Source organism: Dyadobacter sp. 676 (assembly GCF_040448675.1).
Lineage (GTDB): Bacteria > Bacteroidota > Bacteroidia > Cytophagales > Spirosomataceae > Dyadobacter.
Genome location: NZ_CP159289.1, coordinates 4,142,479 through 4,156,866 on the forward strand (window position 1 = coordinate 4,142,479; position 14,388 = coordinate 4,156,866).

10 protein-coding genes are annotated in these 14,388 nt (G+C 53.0%); 1 reads left to right on the plus strand and 9 read right to left on the minus strand.

Going from position 1 to position 14,388, the window contains the following annotated elements:
* Nucleotides 1–2: 2 nt before the first annotated feature.
* The 5 genes from ABV298_RS18505 to ABV298_RS18525 all read right to left on the minus strand — a co-directional run bounded on the left by ABV298_RS18505 (nucleotide 3) and on the right by ABV298_RS18525 (nucleotide 7,582).
* On the minus strand, nucleotides 3–458 hold the full coding sequence (locus ABV298_RS18505) for an RES domain-containing protein (protein ID WP_353717664.1): 456 nt from the start codon (nucleotides 456–458) through the stop codon (nucleotides 3–5).
* Between the two features lie 11 nt (nucleotides 459–469).
* Nucleotides 470–982, minus strand: a complete 513-nt coding sequence (locus ABV298_RS18510) for an antitoxin Xre/MbcA/ParS toxin-binding domain-containing protein (RefSeq protein WP_353717665.1) — start codon at nucleotides 980–982, stop codon at nucleotides 470–472.
* Nucleotides 983–1,071: 89 nt separating this feature from the next.
* Nucleotides 1,072–4,509 carry a DUF1080 domain-containing protein gene (locus ABV298_RS18515; RefSeq protein ID WP_353717666.1) on the minus strand — a complete coding sequence of 1,146 codons (3,438 nt, stop codon included), beginning with the start codon at nucleotides 4,507–4,509 and terminating at the stop codon, nucleotides 1,072–1,074.
* A gap of 56 nt (nucleotides 4,510–4,565) precedes the next feature.
* Nucleotides 4,566–5,855 (minus strand): Gfo/Idh/MocA family oxidoreductase, encoded by a 1,290-nt coding sequence (locus ABV298_RS18520; RefSeq protein WP_353717667.1) that lies wholly within the window; start codon nucleotides 5,853–5,855, stop codon nucleotides 4,566–4,568.
* A 167-nt stretch (nucleotides 5,856–6,022) separates the two neighbouring features.
* On the minus strand, nucleotides 6,023–7,582 hold the full coding sequence (locus ABV298_RS18525; RefSeq protein WP_353717668.1) for an acyl-CoA carboxylase subunit beta: 1,560 nt from the start codon (nucleotides 7,580–7,582) through the stop codon (nucleotides 6,023–6,025).
* Nucleotides 7,583–7,667: 85 nt separating this feature from the next.
* Here ABV298_RS18525 and porQ point away from each other — a divergent pair, with 85 nt between their 5' ends.
* A complete protein-coding gene (gene porQ, locus ABV298_RS18530) occupies nucleotides 7,668–8,735 on the plus strand; it encodes a type IX secretion system protein PorQ (protein ID WP_353717669.1) in 1,068 nt (355 codons plus the stop codon).
* Between the two features lie 29 nt (nucleotides 8,736–8,764).
* Here the strand turns inward: porQ and ABV298_RS18535 are convergent, their stop codons facing one another.
* The 4 genes from ABV298_RS18535 to clpB all read right to left on the minus strand — a co-directional run bounded on the left by ABV298_RS18535 (nucleotide 8,765) and on the right by clpB (nucleotide 14,337).
* Nucleotides 8,765–9,301, minus strand: coding sequence for a dihydrofolate reductase family protein (locus ABV298_RS18535; protein WP_353717670.1), 537 nt, complete (start codon nucleotides 9,299–9,301; stop codon nucleotides 8,765–8,767).
* A gap of 61 nt (nucleotides 9,302–9,362) precedes the next feature.
* On the minus strand, nucleotides 9,363–10,862 hold the full coding sequence (locus tag ABV298_RS18540) for an ATP-binding cassette domain-containing protein (protein ID WP_353717671.1): 1,500 nt from the start codon (nucleotides 10,860–10,862) through the stop codon (nucleotides 9,363–9,365).
* Nucleotides 10,863–10,969: 107 nt separating this feature from the next.
* Nucleotides 10,970–11,521, minus strand: a complete 552-nt coding sequence (locus ABV298_RS18545; RefSeq protein WP_353717672.1) for a type 1 glutamine amidotransferase domain-containing protein — start codon at nucleotides 11,519–11,521, stop codon at nucleotides 10,970–10,972.
* A gap of 212 nt (nucleotides 11,522–11,733) precedes the next feature.
* Nucleotides 11,734–14,337: an ATP-dependent chaperone ClpB gene (gene clpB, locus ABV298_RS18550; RefSeq protein ID WP_353717673.1), complete on the minus strand. Its 2,604-nt coding sequence runs from the start codon at nucleotides 14,335–14,337 to the stop codon at nucleotides 11,734–11,736.
* Nucleotides 14,338–14,388 lie beyond the last annotated feature (51 nt).

Here is a 14,388-nt window from a genome sequence, read left to right on the forward strand (position 1 = left end):
TTCTATAATTTGAGCCTGACGTCGTAAATAAAATCTCGAACCGACTGAATAGAATAAACCGTCGCTTTGCGGAACAGCGGATTGAGCAGGTAATTGAATTCGTCGTCCATGATCGCGGAAGGGATTTTGAAGATGCCATAATCGGCTTTCCGGAGCAATGCCGTGCCAAAATCCTTTGTCGAGGCAGGTGCGGGCGCGTTTTTCCAGTCGCCGGGCAATGCGCTCACCGGAAGTTCGAGCATGTGGGCCGGGTCTATCTCAAATATGGTGATACTGAGCGCTCTCGGAATGTCGTCAATGTTCACATTGGCCGTGTATTCGAGCAGAGCCAGGGCCCGGCTTTCGGAAGTGTAAATGCAGGGCGTGAGGGGGTGGTTCCAGCGGCCGCCGTGCAGGCGTGCGCCTTCGCCGTCCAGGTCGCGGGCGTAACGTGTACGCCCCACTCTGTATACGATCATCGGTCGCGGCGTTAGGAGTAGACACCGTAATCGATGCGCCCTATGAGGTTCTTGACCTCTTCGCGGCCAAACTGGTTGTCCAGAAAGTCGAAAGGCCGCTGGCCTCCCAATGCCTGGTTGGGCCGGAAAACCCAGTCATTGAAGCGCTCCACATCTTCGAATACCTCATAGCCGTAAGAATAGATATCGGCCAGGCTCACTATCCGCTCGCTCAAAGCCTGGTTGAATTTTTCATTCCCCTTTTTGTTGATCAGAGTTGCCCGTGCTACCGACAATGCGTTTGCAAGCTGGTCGTAGTCCAAACCGGCCTTGTCCTTAAACCGCTCGAAATCATTCTTGCTGATTCCTTTCCGGATCAGATCTATTTTCTGAAAGCCGGTCATTTGGCTTTCAGGGCGTTGCAGCGGGGTTTTGAAAATAATACCCGGATGCTGCGTGCCGTAATAGGCTGCATGGGGCTCGTCAAAAGCGGCGCCGGAAGTGTCACCGGCTTCGGGGTATTGTTTCTGTGTGTGCTTTTTCATAATAATGCAAAATTATACTAATCTCAGTACAAATCTATACTTTTTTCCCGGAATTAAAAATGCCCCGCGGATTTCGCAGGGCATTTGTCTCACTTTTTCTTTCCGGATTTTCTCTTGCCGGTTTCGACGGGTTCGGGTGTCGTTTTACTCAGGTCTTTGATGCGGATGTTCCTGAACCGGAGTTCGGAACCGTGTCCGAGGAAGCCGAGGTGGCCGCTGGTCCGTTTGAGGCCCGGGTGGTCTTTATGATCGGCAGTGCCGTTTTTGCTGGCTTCGGCCAGGTCGCCATCGAGGATCACGGTGCCGTTCAGGGTTACCTTGATTTTGGAGCCTTGCACGCGGACCTCTTCGTAATTCCATTCGCCGACGGGTTTAAGGAAACCTCTTTTGGCGGGTATAATACCGTAGGCCGAGCCGTGGTACTGGTATTCATGCAAATCCTTATAAATCTCCGCGTCGTTGTCCAGGATCTGGATTTCGGTCCCGACGTAGGCTGCGTCGCCTTCCATCGGTGTACGGATGCCCAAACCGTTGTTTGCGCCGGGCGTAAGCTGGAACTCGAAGCGGAAGTCGAAGTCGCTGTATTCGTCCCTGGTATACAGGTTGCCTTTGCCGCCTTTCCTGGGATCGACCACCAGCTCGCCGTTTTGAATGTAGTAGTCGGTTTTGTTACCTACCCACTCGAACATATTGGTGCCATCGAATAGCACTTTGAAACCGTCTTTTTGCTCGGCTTCGGGCAATACAAATTCATGACGCGGGATTTCGCGGACGTAAATGTCGCGGTAATGGATTTCGTTCCCGTGCGCCTGTAATTCCAGCTGTTCCTTCGCGAAGATAGGCAGATTGCGGTCCCAGTAGTTTTCCAGAACTACATTGTCTACCACATTCTCTCCATTCAAATCCACCGAAACCCGGTCGCCGATCATGGTAATGTGGAAGGTATTCCATTCTCCGATCGCATTGTCGGCTACTTTCGAGGGCTTGCTCGGGTTTTTCTGGTTGTTGTACAAACCGCCCGATCCTACCTGTGCGCCCACATTTACACGCGCGGTATCCCAGATCTGCACCTGGGGCGTACCGCGGAGATAAATGCCGGCATCGCCGTCTTTCTGGATTTTCCAGTCGACGTACATTTCAAAATCGCCGTATTGCTTCACAGTGCAAAGGTTGTCGCCGTGGCCGGAGAAGACCAGCTCGCCGTCTTTTGCAAACCAATCTTTGAATGCAGCCTCGTCCGCTTTTTTCTGCTTGTAGGCCAGTGAATCCGCGCTCATTTTAGCCCTGGCGATCGGATTTTGCACCAGGCCTTTCCACCCTGTAAGGTCTTTCCCGTTGAAGAGCGATACGAAACCCTCACCAGCGGGCATCTCTGCCAAATGCTTGCGGATCGATTCTCTCTGGTAATCGGCGTCCTGCCCTGTCAAAAGAGGGGCGGCCTTGGTCAAAAGTGCGCGGATTTCGGCGCCGTACAGGTTTTTATTGGCTAATGCAATGCTCATAACCGCCTGGGCTGCTGCTTGCCGGGTACCCGCCTGGTCGAGATATTTACCGGCTACCAGCAACGAATTGAAGGTTCTGTTTCTTCCCAGTTCTTTCAAAATCGCTTCTTTCTGGGCGTCCGTTTTCGCAATAGCCAATGCTTCCCGGAGCATGATTACTTTGTTGGCCGGCGTTTTGCCCGACCTGGAGGTCGCCGAGACGTAGCCGGTCAATGCGGCATTGAAATCGTCGGCATCGGAAGTGCTGCGGGCGATAGTGAGCAGTTCTTTCGCCGCGCTCGCATCCGCCCACGCGGAAAGGGCAGCAATGGCCGACTTTTTCTTCACGGCATCACCACCCTCGTACGCCGAAACCACCGATGTCAATGCTTTTTTGCCGCCGATACCGGCCAGCACTGCCAGGTAATTGCCTTGTTTATCGACCGGCGAGGCTTGCATTTGTTTTAAAACAGCTTCCGTTTGGCTGTTTACGTCGCCGCTTTCCTTGATAGCCGCAATAATGGCTGTTTGAGTCGCCGAAACCTCGTCGGAAGCGGTAACTGTATTGAGCAGCACGTATAATTGGGGAAGGTCATTGCCCGTAGCCAGCGATTTCAGCGCATTGAATGCCGATTTACGGACTTCCGGACTGGTGCTTTTCAATTGCGCGGAAACGACCGGAAGTTTGGAGCTGGCCGCACGTGCCGCCAGAACGTCGATCAATGCAGCCTGTGCAGGTGCCGGAACGTTAGGGATCGCCGTAGCTACCTGATCCACCAGCGAAGCGCCTTTGACAGTTAGCAAACTGCTCTTAATCGCCGCGATTTCATCCGCATTGGCCGTTTTTAAAACAGGGATCAGCTTGGCGATGCTGCTTTCCTGTCCGATTTTACCGGCCGCCCAGATAGCCGCCATCTTTACTTTGTTATCCTTGGAAGAAAGTGCCTTCAAAACCGTTGGCAATGCATCTTTCGACTCGGCGTGGCCAAGCATGGTGATGATCTCGGCCTGAACGGTCGGATTCGCTTTTTTGAATGCATTCAACCATGGGGTGGTACCATCGGCCATCAGGTATTTTTGTCCCAGTTTCAAAGCAGCCGCGCGGTATTGCGGGTCGGTACTTTGCAATGCGCTCACCAGCACCGGTACGGATTCCCTTTTTTTGATATCCGAATAAATTTTCAACGCCGAAGACCGGGTTGCCGATTGCTTCGCGTCGGGCGTGTTTTTGATCAATGCGAGCGCGGCTTTTTCGGCTGCGGCAGCATTGCCGTTTGCGGCAAGCCGTGCGAGGTATTTAAGGTAAACGGCCGTCGCATCGGTTTCATCGTAGCCGTAAGCCGCTTTTTGGGCAGCGGCGGCAAGAATGGGCTCGGACGACGGCACACCTATTTCGGCAAGCGAATACAAGCTGACTTTGCGAAGGTTCTGCTCGGAGCTGGTAGCTATCTTTTCAATTGCGGCTACGGCTTCTTTATAATGAACATCACCCAGTGCTTCGGTAATCGCAAGCCGGGCGGTTCCGTCGGCATTGCCTAGTGCTTGCAGCAATGCCGCGCCGGCAGCGGGCGAGCCAATGCGCGATAGTGTCCGTGCGGCAGGTTGTGAAAGCCTCTCGTCTTTAAGATAGCCCTTCAAAACCTCCACCGATTCGTCCTTGCCGACCGTTTGAAGCTGGTAAATGAGGAAGTTCTTATTATCAGGGTCGTTCACTTTGGCTAATGCTTCGCCATAGGCTTCGGCGGCGTCTTTGCGTAATGCCTCTTTGCCGGCCTGGGAAGCGTAATAGGTGAAACCACCCAGCGCAAACTGGATTTTGGTATTGTCCCCTTTTCCGGGCGGCGTCAGCATGGAAGCGATCTGCACCAGTCCGGGCTTGCCGAGCTGGGCGAGTTCTTCCATGTTTTTCTTCAGTACCGCCTCGTTCTGCGAGGGGAGTTTCGACAAAATCGCTTTCACCTTTGTTTCGAGCGGATTGTCCGTCTGGGCCATTAGCTGCGAGGTAGCCAGGCAGAGGGCCAGGAAATGGTATAGTCTTTTTTTCATCGGAAATGCCGGTGCTGTAAGCCCAACAGGCTTTTCAGTGTAGCTATTTTAGGTTCTTAAATGGTCCAGGGAGCGCGCATTGGCTGGTTGATGAGCCGGTTAGCACCTTCGTCGTCGATAAATTCCTGCTTATCGGGGTCGAACTTCAGGGAACGGCCCAAACGTAACGCGATCAGGCCCATATTGACGATCGTACACGAACGGTGACCGTTTTCTTCGTTCAGCGCGAATTTCTTACGGTTCCTGACGGCGTCCACGAAGTCGGTAACCTGTGGCTCGGGGTCGGGGAATGCGGCGAGCTTCTTTTCCAGGTCCGGGATATCCGATTTGAAATTGGGGTATAACTTACCTTTCGGGCCTTCGATGTAGGCAACCTTGTCGTCTTTGGCCTCGCCGTCGAGCACGATCTGGCAGCCATCGGCATAGGTATAGGTAATGCGGCGCCAGGTGCCCACTGCCTCGGTATGCTGTTGAGGGGCGTCCACTTCCACACTCACAGGACTCGTGTCGTCTTTTCCGAGGAAATATTGGATAGGGTCGATGTAATGTTGCCCCATATCGCCCAGTCCGCCGCCGTCGTAATCCCAATATCCGCGGAAAGTCTGGTGTACGCGGTGTTCGCTGTATGGTTTGTACGGCGCGGGCCCGAGCCACATGTCATAGTCGAGTTCGGCCGGTACCGGCTGGGGTACATTATTTGTTTTACCTACCCAATAAAACTTCCAGTCGAAGCCGGTGTGCCGGCTCACGGTCACTTTCAAAGGCCATCCAAGCAACCCGCTCTGAACGAGTTTCTTAATGGGTTTGACGGTGGTATTCATTCCGTAGAAATTGCTTTCGAAGCGGAACCAGGTATTCAGGCGGAAAATCCTGCCGTGTTGCTGGACGGCCTCCACCAGGCGCTTGCCTTCGCCAATCGTGCGCGTCATCGGTTTTTCGCACCATACATCCTTGCCCGCACGTGCGGCATCGGCGGCGATAATGCCGTGCCAATGCGGCGGTGTGGCCACGTGCACGATATCCACTTCCGGAAGCTGGATCAGCTCACGGTAATCGGAAAAGGTTTTGACGCCCTTATCGACCATATTAACCGCAATTTCGAGGTGCTTTTTGTCGACATCGCACAATGCGACCACTTTGGTGCCCGCATAGGGAATGTGGCCGCGGCCCATGGAGCCGGTACCTACGATGGCTTTGGTGAGCGTGTCGCTCGGAGCGAGGTAACCTTTCCCCAGCACATGGCGGGGAACGATCGAAAACGTTGCCAACGTAGCCAGCGAGCCCTTGATAAAGCGCCTCCGGGAGGAGCGCCTCCCGGAGGCGGCTGTTCCTTTTTCTTCTTTCATTCGTTAAGGTTCTTTTAGGAAGTAAATATGATTGTTAGTGCTTGTGAAATTATGACAATATTCAGAATGCGCCAAAGCATTCCCGGGCATTACCCGATATTAATGAGGTAAGGCAGGGAAATCGGCAGAAAAATAGCGGAAAACGGGCAATACGCGCTGCGTGCTCGTTACAACGGAATGTTGCCGTGCTTCTTTTTAGGCAGTACATCCACCTTGTTTTCGAGCATTTCGAAGGCCCGGATGAGCTTCTGGCGGGTCTGGTCGGGATGGATTACCTCATCGATATAGCCCCGGTGGGCGGCGCGGTAGGGGTTGGCGAATTTGTGGGTGTATTCGTCTATTTTTTCCTGCAATTTTTCAGCGGGATTCTCAGCCTGGGCGATCTCGCGTTTGAAGATGATCTCCGCCGCGCCGCTCGCGCCCATTACGGCGATTTCGGCGGAAGGCCAAGCGAAGTTCATATCCGCGCCGATGTGTTTGGAGTTCATGACATCGTATGCGCCGCCGTATGCCTTGCGCGTAATGACCGTAATGCGTGGAACGGTGGCTTCACAGAATGCATAAAGCAGTTTGGCACCGTTTGTGATGATCGCATTCCATTCCTGATCGGTGCCGGGAAGGAAACCGGGGACGTCTTCCAGAACCAGCAACGGAATATTGAAGCAATCGCAAAAACGCACAAAACGGGCCGCCTTCTGGCTTGCGTGGATATCGAGCACCCCGGCTAGCACAGCGGGCTGGTTGGCCACAATGCCGATGCTGCGGCCGGCAATACGAGAAAAACCTACGACGATGTTTTCGGCGAAATTTTCATGTACTTCAAAAAAACTGTCGGGGTCGGAAAGCTCGTTGATCACCTCACGCATGTCGTAAGGCTGGTTTGCGTTCTCGGGAATGAGCATATTCAATGCGGGGCGAAGCTCGTCGCCGGGAGTATAGGGATATCGGGGCGCATCGTCCTCGCAGTTTTGTGGTATGTAGCTCAGCAATTTTTTGATCGATTGCAGGCATTCGACTTCATTGGCGGACACAAAATGCGTCACGCCCGATTTGGTCGCGTGCGTCATCGCTCCGCCGAGTTCTTCGGAAGTTACTTCCTCGTGCGTCACCGTTTTAACCACATTAGGCCCTGTCACGAACATATAGCTCGTGTTCTCGACCATCAGAATAAAATCGGTGATCGCGGGGGAATAAACGGCTCCGCCCGCACACGGGCCCATTACCGCCGAAATTTGCGGTATCACGCCGGAAGCCAGAGTGTTTTTATAGAAAATATCCGCATAACCCGCCAGCGAAAGCACGCCCTCCTGGATGCGCGCGCCACCCGAGTCGTTCAGGCCAATTACCGGTGCACCGTTTTTCATCGCCAGGTCCATGATCTTGCAGATCTTCTCGGCGTGTGTTTCGGAAAGCGAACCGCCGAAAACCGTAAAGTCCTGCGCGAAAACATAAACCAGACGACCATTTACCTTTCCGTAGCCTGTTACCACGCCATCGCCCAGGTAATGCTCCTTGTCGAGCCCGAAATCTTTGCTCCGATGCATTACAAACCGGCCTATTTCTTCGAAAGAGCCTTTGTCGAGCAGGATGGCGATGCGTTCGCGGGCGGTTAGCTTGCCCTTTGCGTGTTGGGCCCGGATCCTGCTTTCACCGCCGCCCAGTTCAGCCTCGGCATTTTTTTGGTCTAAAAGTTCTTTTTTTGAAGTAGCGGCTGGTCGGGATTCCATGTAATGCGGGGATATGGTTACATTTGCTGGTGAACGGTTATAAATATAGCGTCATTTTAATGATTCGGGAAATTATCGGATGTTTATGAGGTCGACAGGTTGCGGTTTGCTTTTCCTGGTCATATGGCTTTGCCTGTCATGGAACGCCTTGTACGGCCAGGTAACAGGCGGTAGGTCGCGTCTTGATTTCCTGCAATTACCCGCCCAGGCGAAGAGTACGGCTTTGGGTTCCAACCACATTACGATTCAAGGCAACGATCCCGTCTTGTTCCTGCAAAATCCCGCACTACTCGATTCCACGAAGAGTGATAATGTATCGCTGAACCTGATGCCTTATCTGGCGGACACGAAGTTTGTGAATATGGGTTATGCCAACCGGATACGCAAAACCGGCGGCATCTGGGCCGTGGGACTGCAATACCTGAATTACGGTACCATGCAGGAAACCGACGACGTCGGCAATGTGATCGGGGAGTTCCGTGCCGCGGATTATGGCCTTTCAGCCGGTTACGGCCATACATTAGGTGCATTCAGCCTCGGTGCGACGGCCAAGCTTGTGGGCGCTTCCATCGAAAGTTACCAGACCTGGGGAATGGCGTTCGATTGGGGAGCGACGTTCCGGCACCCGCGTGAAGATTTAACGATCGGCTTTGCAGCCAAGAACTTCGGTTTTTTAAAACAGAATTACAACGGCGCGACAACGCCCGTCCTGCCGCTGGATATCCGCATGGGTGTAACATTCAAGCCCGAATATATGCCCGTGCGCGTGTCGTTCACGGCGCATCATCTGAACCGTTTCGATATGGTTTACAATGATCCCAACCTCTTTTATACCTACGATATCAATGGCAATAGGCAGCCAAGGAAGGTTGGAGTGGTCGAGAAATTAGGCAGGCACCTGTCACTCGGAGCGGAAATACTGGCACATCCCGACTTCCGTATTTTGCTGGGTTATGACCATTTGAAACGGCAGGAGCTGCGTTTGAGCAATCGCGGCGCGTTAGCCGGATTTTCGTTCGGCGCATGGCTGCGTATCCGGCGATTTGAGATCGGTTATGGCCGCGCTCAGTATGTGCCGGGGTTTGGCAGCAGCTCACTTTCGATTGTAATGAATCTGAAAAACGGTTTTGTAAAGGAAACCAAGGACAAATAACGGACCTGGCCCGCAGGCCCGTCGGAGAGTCATTGGCCGCGCTTACGTTTGTAACGCAGTTGTACAAGCCCTTTTTCAAAAGACTCCGACCTCATAAGTTCGAGCTTGTGCTCTGGGCGGCCGTCCTGAAAGAGACGAATGCCATCGCCAAGGAATACCGGAATAACCGAAACCACAAATTCGTCGATCAGATCATCCTTCATCATCGTATTCACGACATCCGCGCCGCCGTCGACAAAAATGTTTTTTCCTTCCTTTTCTTTCAGGTTGGTTACCAAGGTTTTGATATCTCCGGTATAGAAGCGGACATTGCCTTCCTGCGTCCGTTGCGTACGGGTGACGATGTAGCATTCTTTGTCCGCATGAGGGAAGCCGATGCCGAACGAAAGGACTTTGTCGTAGGTTTTGCGCCCGAGAATGACGGTGTCGACGGTCCGGATAAAATCGTGGTAACCATAATCTTCTCCCGGTAGCTCCACGAGCGAAAGGAATGCAAGATCTTCGTCGCGGGTTGCGATGTAGCCGTCGAGGCTGGTGGCGATGTACAATATTACTTTTCTGGCCATGTAGATGATCATTTGAAATTGCAGAAAAAAGGTGATGCCCGTTTCGCAGCATTAGTTGGAATTACGAGCTCACAACTTTTCCCTTTTCCAGTTTCAGATAATGTTTCACGCAGCCCGGAATTTCATTGGGATAATGCGAAACGTAGATCAACGTCCGCTGATCGGTGTCGCAAATCGCGTCCACGACGGATTTGAAATAGTCGATCGCCTCGGTGTCCAATCCCTGGCAAGGCTCGTCGAGGATCAGCAGGGGCGGGTTTTTGACCAATGCACGCGCCAGCAGCACCATTCGTTGCTGACCTTTCGAAAGCTGTGAAAAGTCCTTTTCGATCAATTCACGGACGTGCAGGAGCTCGGCTACTTCATGTACCCGCCCGATTTGCATTTCGGTCAGTTTCTTGAAGAAAACCCCCGTAGCGTCGAAAAAACCGGATGCGATAGTTTTGAAAACAGTCGTATTCCTGGGGAAATACAAATGCAGTTCAGGCGAAACGTGGCCGATCTTTTGCTTGATGTCCCATATGGAAGCGCCTGCGCCACCACGCTTTTGATCGAACAAGTCATAGTCGTTCGCGAAGCGTTGCGGGTTGTCGGCGGTGATAATGCTGAGTAATGTGGACTTCCCCGAGCCATTCGGCCCCGACAGCGCCCATTTTTCCCCCTTGGCGATCTTCCAGCTCACGCCGTCGAGGATCTGGTCGTCTCCGTATCTGACGCGGATATTCCTTAAATCCAACGCGTTTTGGAAGTCGGTGAACTCCGGATGGCCGAAATTCGCAAGTTTCCGGGGATCGGGCTGGGGAAAGTGCGGAGTATGTGTGCCCGTGGCTTTAAACTCCGCCACCGGCATTACGGCGTCAATTTTGCCGGCTTCCAGTTCCAGCACGTGGGTAATGCTGGGCGGGATTTCCGTTGCGGTAGTAGCCATAATAATGGTCACGCCCTGCGTGGTCAGCTCGGCCAATGCATTGCGCAGTACTTCCCGTGAATGCACGTCGAGGCCGCTGAACGCATTGTCGAGCATGAGTACCTTCGGCTTTTTCAGGAGCGACTTCGCCAGGAGCATCCGCCTCGTTTCCCCATTCGAAAGGGTTACAAACGGGTGGTCGAGCAAATGGGTAATAGACAGCAGGCCACTTACCCGGGCCAGTTCTTCGTCGCTTACTTTGGAGGGATCGAGCTTCACGGATTTGTCGTCGACGGTTCCCACCGGTTTCAGCTGGTCGGTCAGGATCGCACGCACAGTAGGGGCCCGCTCGGATTCCCAGGCATGGAAACGCTGCTGGTAATATTCGGCACCCGCGCTGACAATGCGGTTGAATGAATAGTCGTTGGATGCCAGTTCGACGGTTTCCCGAAGCGGCGTATGCCAGCCATAGGCTATTTTCCCGGTCAATATGGGCCATTTTCCGGCGATTACATCCAGTAGCACCGACTTCCCGGAGCCGTTCGGTCCAATAATTGCCCAGTTTTGGCCTTGTTCGATATTCCAGTTGATTTCAGAAAGGACCGTTGATTCGTATTTGCGGACAGAAACGTTTTGAAGCGAAATGAGTGTCATTCGGAAAGGCAAAATAATGAAAGGGCAAATACCAAAATTTTGGCCTGAAATGGAAGTAAAAAAGGCATCCGTTTCGGGATGCCTTTGCCAGGTATTTGAATTTCCGGTCAATGGTGCAGCTCCATATTGAACTCGCGGATCATCGTGTCGACGAACGCTGAAAGGTCGTCGGTGGTACGGCTTGTGATCAGTCCGTTATTGGTGACAACATCCTGGTCCACCCAGATAGCCCCCGCGTTTTCGAGGTCCTGACGGATGGCAAGGTACGAGGTGAGCGTGCGGCCGAGAACTACGTCGGCGTCGATCAGGATCTGCGGCCCGTGACAAATAGCCGCTACCGGTTTTCCCGCGAGGAAAAATGCCCGGACGAAATCCACGGCTTTGTGGTTAATGCGAAGCGCATCCAGGCCCATTACGCCTCCGGGGAGCAAAAGGGCGTCGTAATACTCGGGCCGAGCCATATCCAAAGGTACATCCACCGCATGGTTTCCGCCCCAGTCGAGATGGCTCCATCCTTTTACAATGTCCTTGTTTGGCGAAATGAGATGGGTGGTCGCTCCATGCTGGTTTAGGACTTTTCTGGGACAGGTCATTTCAACCTGCTCGAATCCATCGGCAACCAGTATAGCGACTTTGATCAAATTCAGTGATTGTTCCATGGATTCACGTTGAAGATTAATGATTAGATTATTGCGGTAAATAATTGTACAAAAATTATGCCAATGTAAACACTGCTAATTGGGTCGAGCACGCATCCGGGCAGCCGTTGTGCCTGCTCCACACCCTGGGAAAAAGCCGTGGGGCATTCTCAATTTGGGAAAATAAAAAGAGCGGCATTGCTGCCGCTCCGGGTATTTGCATTATTCCTTGATTATATCTCCACGCCACCGACGTTCTCGAAGATCAGGTCGCCCTGGGAGTTGACTTCCATCATAATGACCGCATCTTTTGCCACCTGCCCACTCAAAATACCTTTCGACAATTCGTTCAGGATTTTTCTCTGGAGCACCCGTTTCAGCGGTCGTGCCCCGAATGCGGGATCAAAACCTTCTTCACCCAGTTTGTTAAGCGCTTCATCTGTCGCGTCGAGTGTGATTCCCTGCTCTTTCAGCATATTCTGAATGCCTTTGAACTGGATATCCACAATTTTGCGGATGTTTTTCAGCGTCAATGGTTCGAACAGCACGATCTCGTCGATCCGGTTCAGGAATTCCGGCCTTACCGACGCTTTCAGCAGATCGAGCACGGCCTGTTTGGCTTCTTCGATAATCAGCGTCCGGTTCCAGCCTTCGTCTTCGGCGAATTTTTCCTGGATAATGTGGCTGCCAATGTTAGACGTCATGATGATGATCGTGTTCTTGAAGTTCGCGACGCGTCCTTTGTTATCGGTCAGGCGGCCTTCGTCGAGTACCTGCAGCAGGATATTCCAGACATCCGGGTGGGCCTTTTCGATCTCGTCGAGCAGGATCACGCTGTATGGCTTGCGTCGGACTGCTTCGGTGAGCTGGCCGCCTTCGTCGTAGCCCACATATCCCGGAGGCGCGCCCACTAGCCGGCTGACTGCGTGGCGTTCCTGGTACTCGCTCATGTCGATCCGCACCATGGCGTTCTCGTCGTTAAAGAGGTATTCCGCCAGGGTTTTGGCGAGTTCGGTTTTACCTACACCCGTCGGGCCCAGGAAAAGGAAGCTGCCGATAGGCCTTTTCGCATCCTGCAAACCTGCGCGGCTGCGGCGTACTGCGTCAGAAACAACTTCGATGGCCTCGTCCTGCCCGGCCACGCGCTGGTGCAGATGCGTTTCAAGTTGCAGCAGCTTTTCACGGTCGCTTTGCAGCATTTTGCTGACGGGAATGCCGGTCCACTTGGCTACCACCTCGGCGATATCTTCCGGGGTGATCTCTTCCTGCATCAGACTTTCCGCATGCTCCGATTTTTGCAGTTCCTCCAATTTGCGCTGTACTTCGGGAATGCGTCCGTAACGGATCTCCGCTACCTTACCGAAATCACCTGCGCGTTCGGCCTGTTCGGCTTCCAGGCGCAGCTGTTCGCTCTGTTCTTTTAGCGCGCGGACTTCGTTCACCTTACCCTTTTCGTTTTCCCATTGGGCCTTCAGTGTATTGCGTTGCTCGCTGAGATCGGCGATTTCCTTATTCAGGACAGTTTCTTTGTCTTTGTTGTTTTCCCGACGGATCGCCTCGCGCTCGATTTCGAGCTGCATGATCCGGCGGTTGAGTTCGTCGAGTTCTTCGGGAACGCTGTCCATTTCGAGGCGCAATTTGGAGGCAGCCTCGTCCATTAAGTCGATGGCCTTATCTGGCAGGAAACGGTCGCTGATATAGCGGTTCGACAGCTCCACCGCGGCAATTACCGCGTCGTCCTGAATACGGACACCGTGGTGCAGTTCATATTTCTCCTTGATACCCCTCAGAATACTGATCGCATCGGGAATGCTGGGCTCGTCCACCATTACCGCCTGGAAACGGCGTTCCAAAGCCTTGTCTTTCTCGACGTATTTCTGGTATTCTTTCAGCGTAGTGGCGCCGATCGCGTGCAGTTCGCCACGGGCCAGTGCGGGTTTAAGCAAGTTGGCTGCGTCCATTGCGCTTTCGCCACCGCCACCCGCGCCGATCAGCGTGTGGATTTCGTCGATGAAAAGCACAATCTCGCCCTCCGAATCGGTTACCTCTTTGATAACCGCTTTCAACCTTTCTTCAAATTCGCCTTTGTATTTGGCGCCGGCGATCAGCAAACCCATATCGAGCGATACGATGGTTTTCGATTTCAGGTTTTCGGGGACGTCGCCCTGCACGATACGTTGTGCAAGTCCTTCCACGATCGCGGTTTTACCCACACCCGGCTCGCCGAGCAGGATCGGGTTGTTTTTCGTACGGCGGCTCAAAATCTGCAATACCCGCCTGATTTCCTCGTCACGGCCGATCACCGGGTCGATTTTGCCGGCTTTGGCCAATTCATTCAAGTTTTTGCTGTACCGTTCCAGAGAGCGGTATTTGGCTTCTGCGTTTTGATCTTTCACAGGGTTATTCTTTCCTCTAAGTTCTTTGATAGCATTGATCAATTCCTTTTCCTTGAAACCCAGCTCCTTCATGAGGTTGGCTGTGGAATCTTTTCCGCTTAGTATACCCAGCATGAGCAGCTCGATGCTGATGAACTCGTCGCCGAATTCTTTCAGGTAATTCTGTGCTTTGCCACTGGCAGCGGCCATATCGTTGCCCAGATAGGGTTGGCCTCCGCTCACGCGCGGGTAGCCGTCCAATATCTTTTGCAGACGGTTGTTGAGAACGTCGGCGCTGATATTGAGTTTGTTCAATAAAAATAATGACGTGTTCGGGTCCTCTTCCAGAATGGATTTCAGCACGTGCCCGGTTTCGATAGCCTGCTGCTGGTTGCCCTGGGCCATCTGCGCGGCGTGCTGGATCACTTCCTGTGCTTTAATGGTATATTGATTAAAATTCATGGCGCTGAATCGCTTTGTTAGTGATACGATGCTTCATGAAAAATGGTGTGC

What these genes read in the sequence shown, in the direction of transcription:
- ABV298_RS18505 (WP_353717664.1), bottom strand. Translation starts at nt 458, where the DNA reads ATGATCGTATACAGAGTGGGGCGTACACGTTACGCCCGCGACCTGGAC.
- ABV298_RS18510 (WP_353717665.1), bottom strand. Translation starts at nt 982, where the DNA reads ATGAAAAAGCACACACAGAAACAATACCCCGAAGCCGGTGACACTTCC.
- ABV298_RS18515 (WP_353717666.1), bottom strand. Translation starts at nt 4,509, where the DNA reads ATGAAAAAAAGACTATACCATTTCCTGGCCCTCTGCCTGGCTACCTCG.
- ABV298_RS18520 (WP_353717667.1), bottom strand. Translation starts at nt 5,855, where the DNA reads ATGAAAGAAGAAAAAGGAACAGCCGCCTCCGGGAGGCGCTCCTCCCGG.
- ABV298_RS18525 (WP_353717668.1), bottom strand. Translation starts at nt 7,582, where the DNA reads ATGGAATCCCGACCAGCCGCTACTTCAAAAAAAGAACTTTTAGACCAA.
- porQ (WP_353717669.1), top strand. Translation starts at nt 7,668, where the DNA reads ATGAGGTCGACAGGTTGCGGTTTGCTTTTCCTGGTCATATGGCTTTGC.
- ABV298_RS18535 (WP_353717670.1), bottom strand. Translation starts at nt 9,301, where the DNA reads ATGGCCAGAAAAGTAATATTGTACATCGCCACCAGCCTCGACGGCTAC.
- ABV298_RS18540 (WP_353717671.1), bottom strand. Translation starts at nt 10,862, where the DNA reads ATGACACTCATTTCGCTTCAAAACGTTTCTGTCCGCAAATACGAATCA.
- ABV298_RS18545 (WP_353717672.1), bottom strand. Translation starts at nt 11,521, where the DNA reads ATGGAACAATCACTGAATTTGATCAAAGTCGCTATACTGGTTGCCGAT.
- clpB (WP_353717673.1), bottom strand. Translation starts at nt 14,337, where the DNA reads ATGAATTTTAATCAATATACCATTAAAGCACAGGAAGTGATCCAGCAC.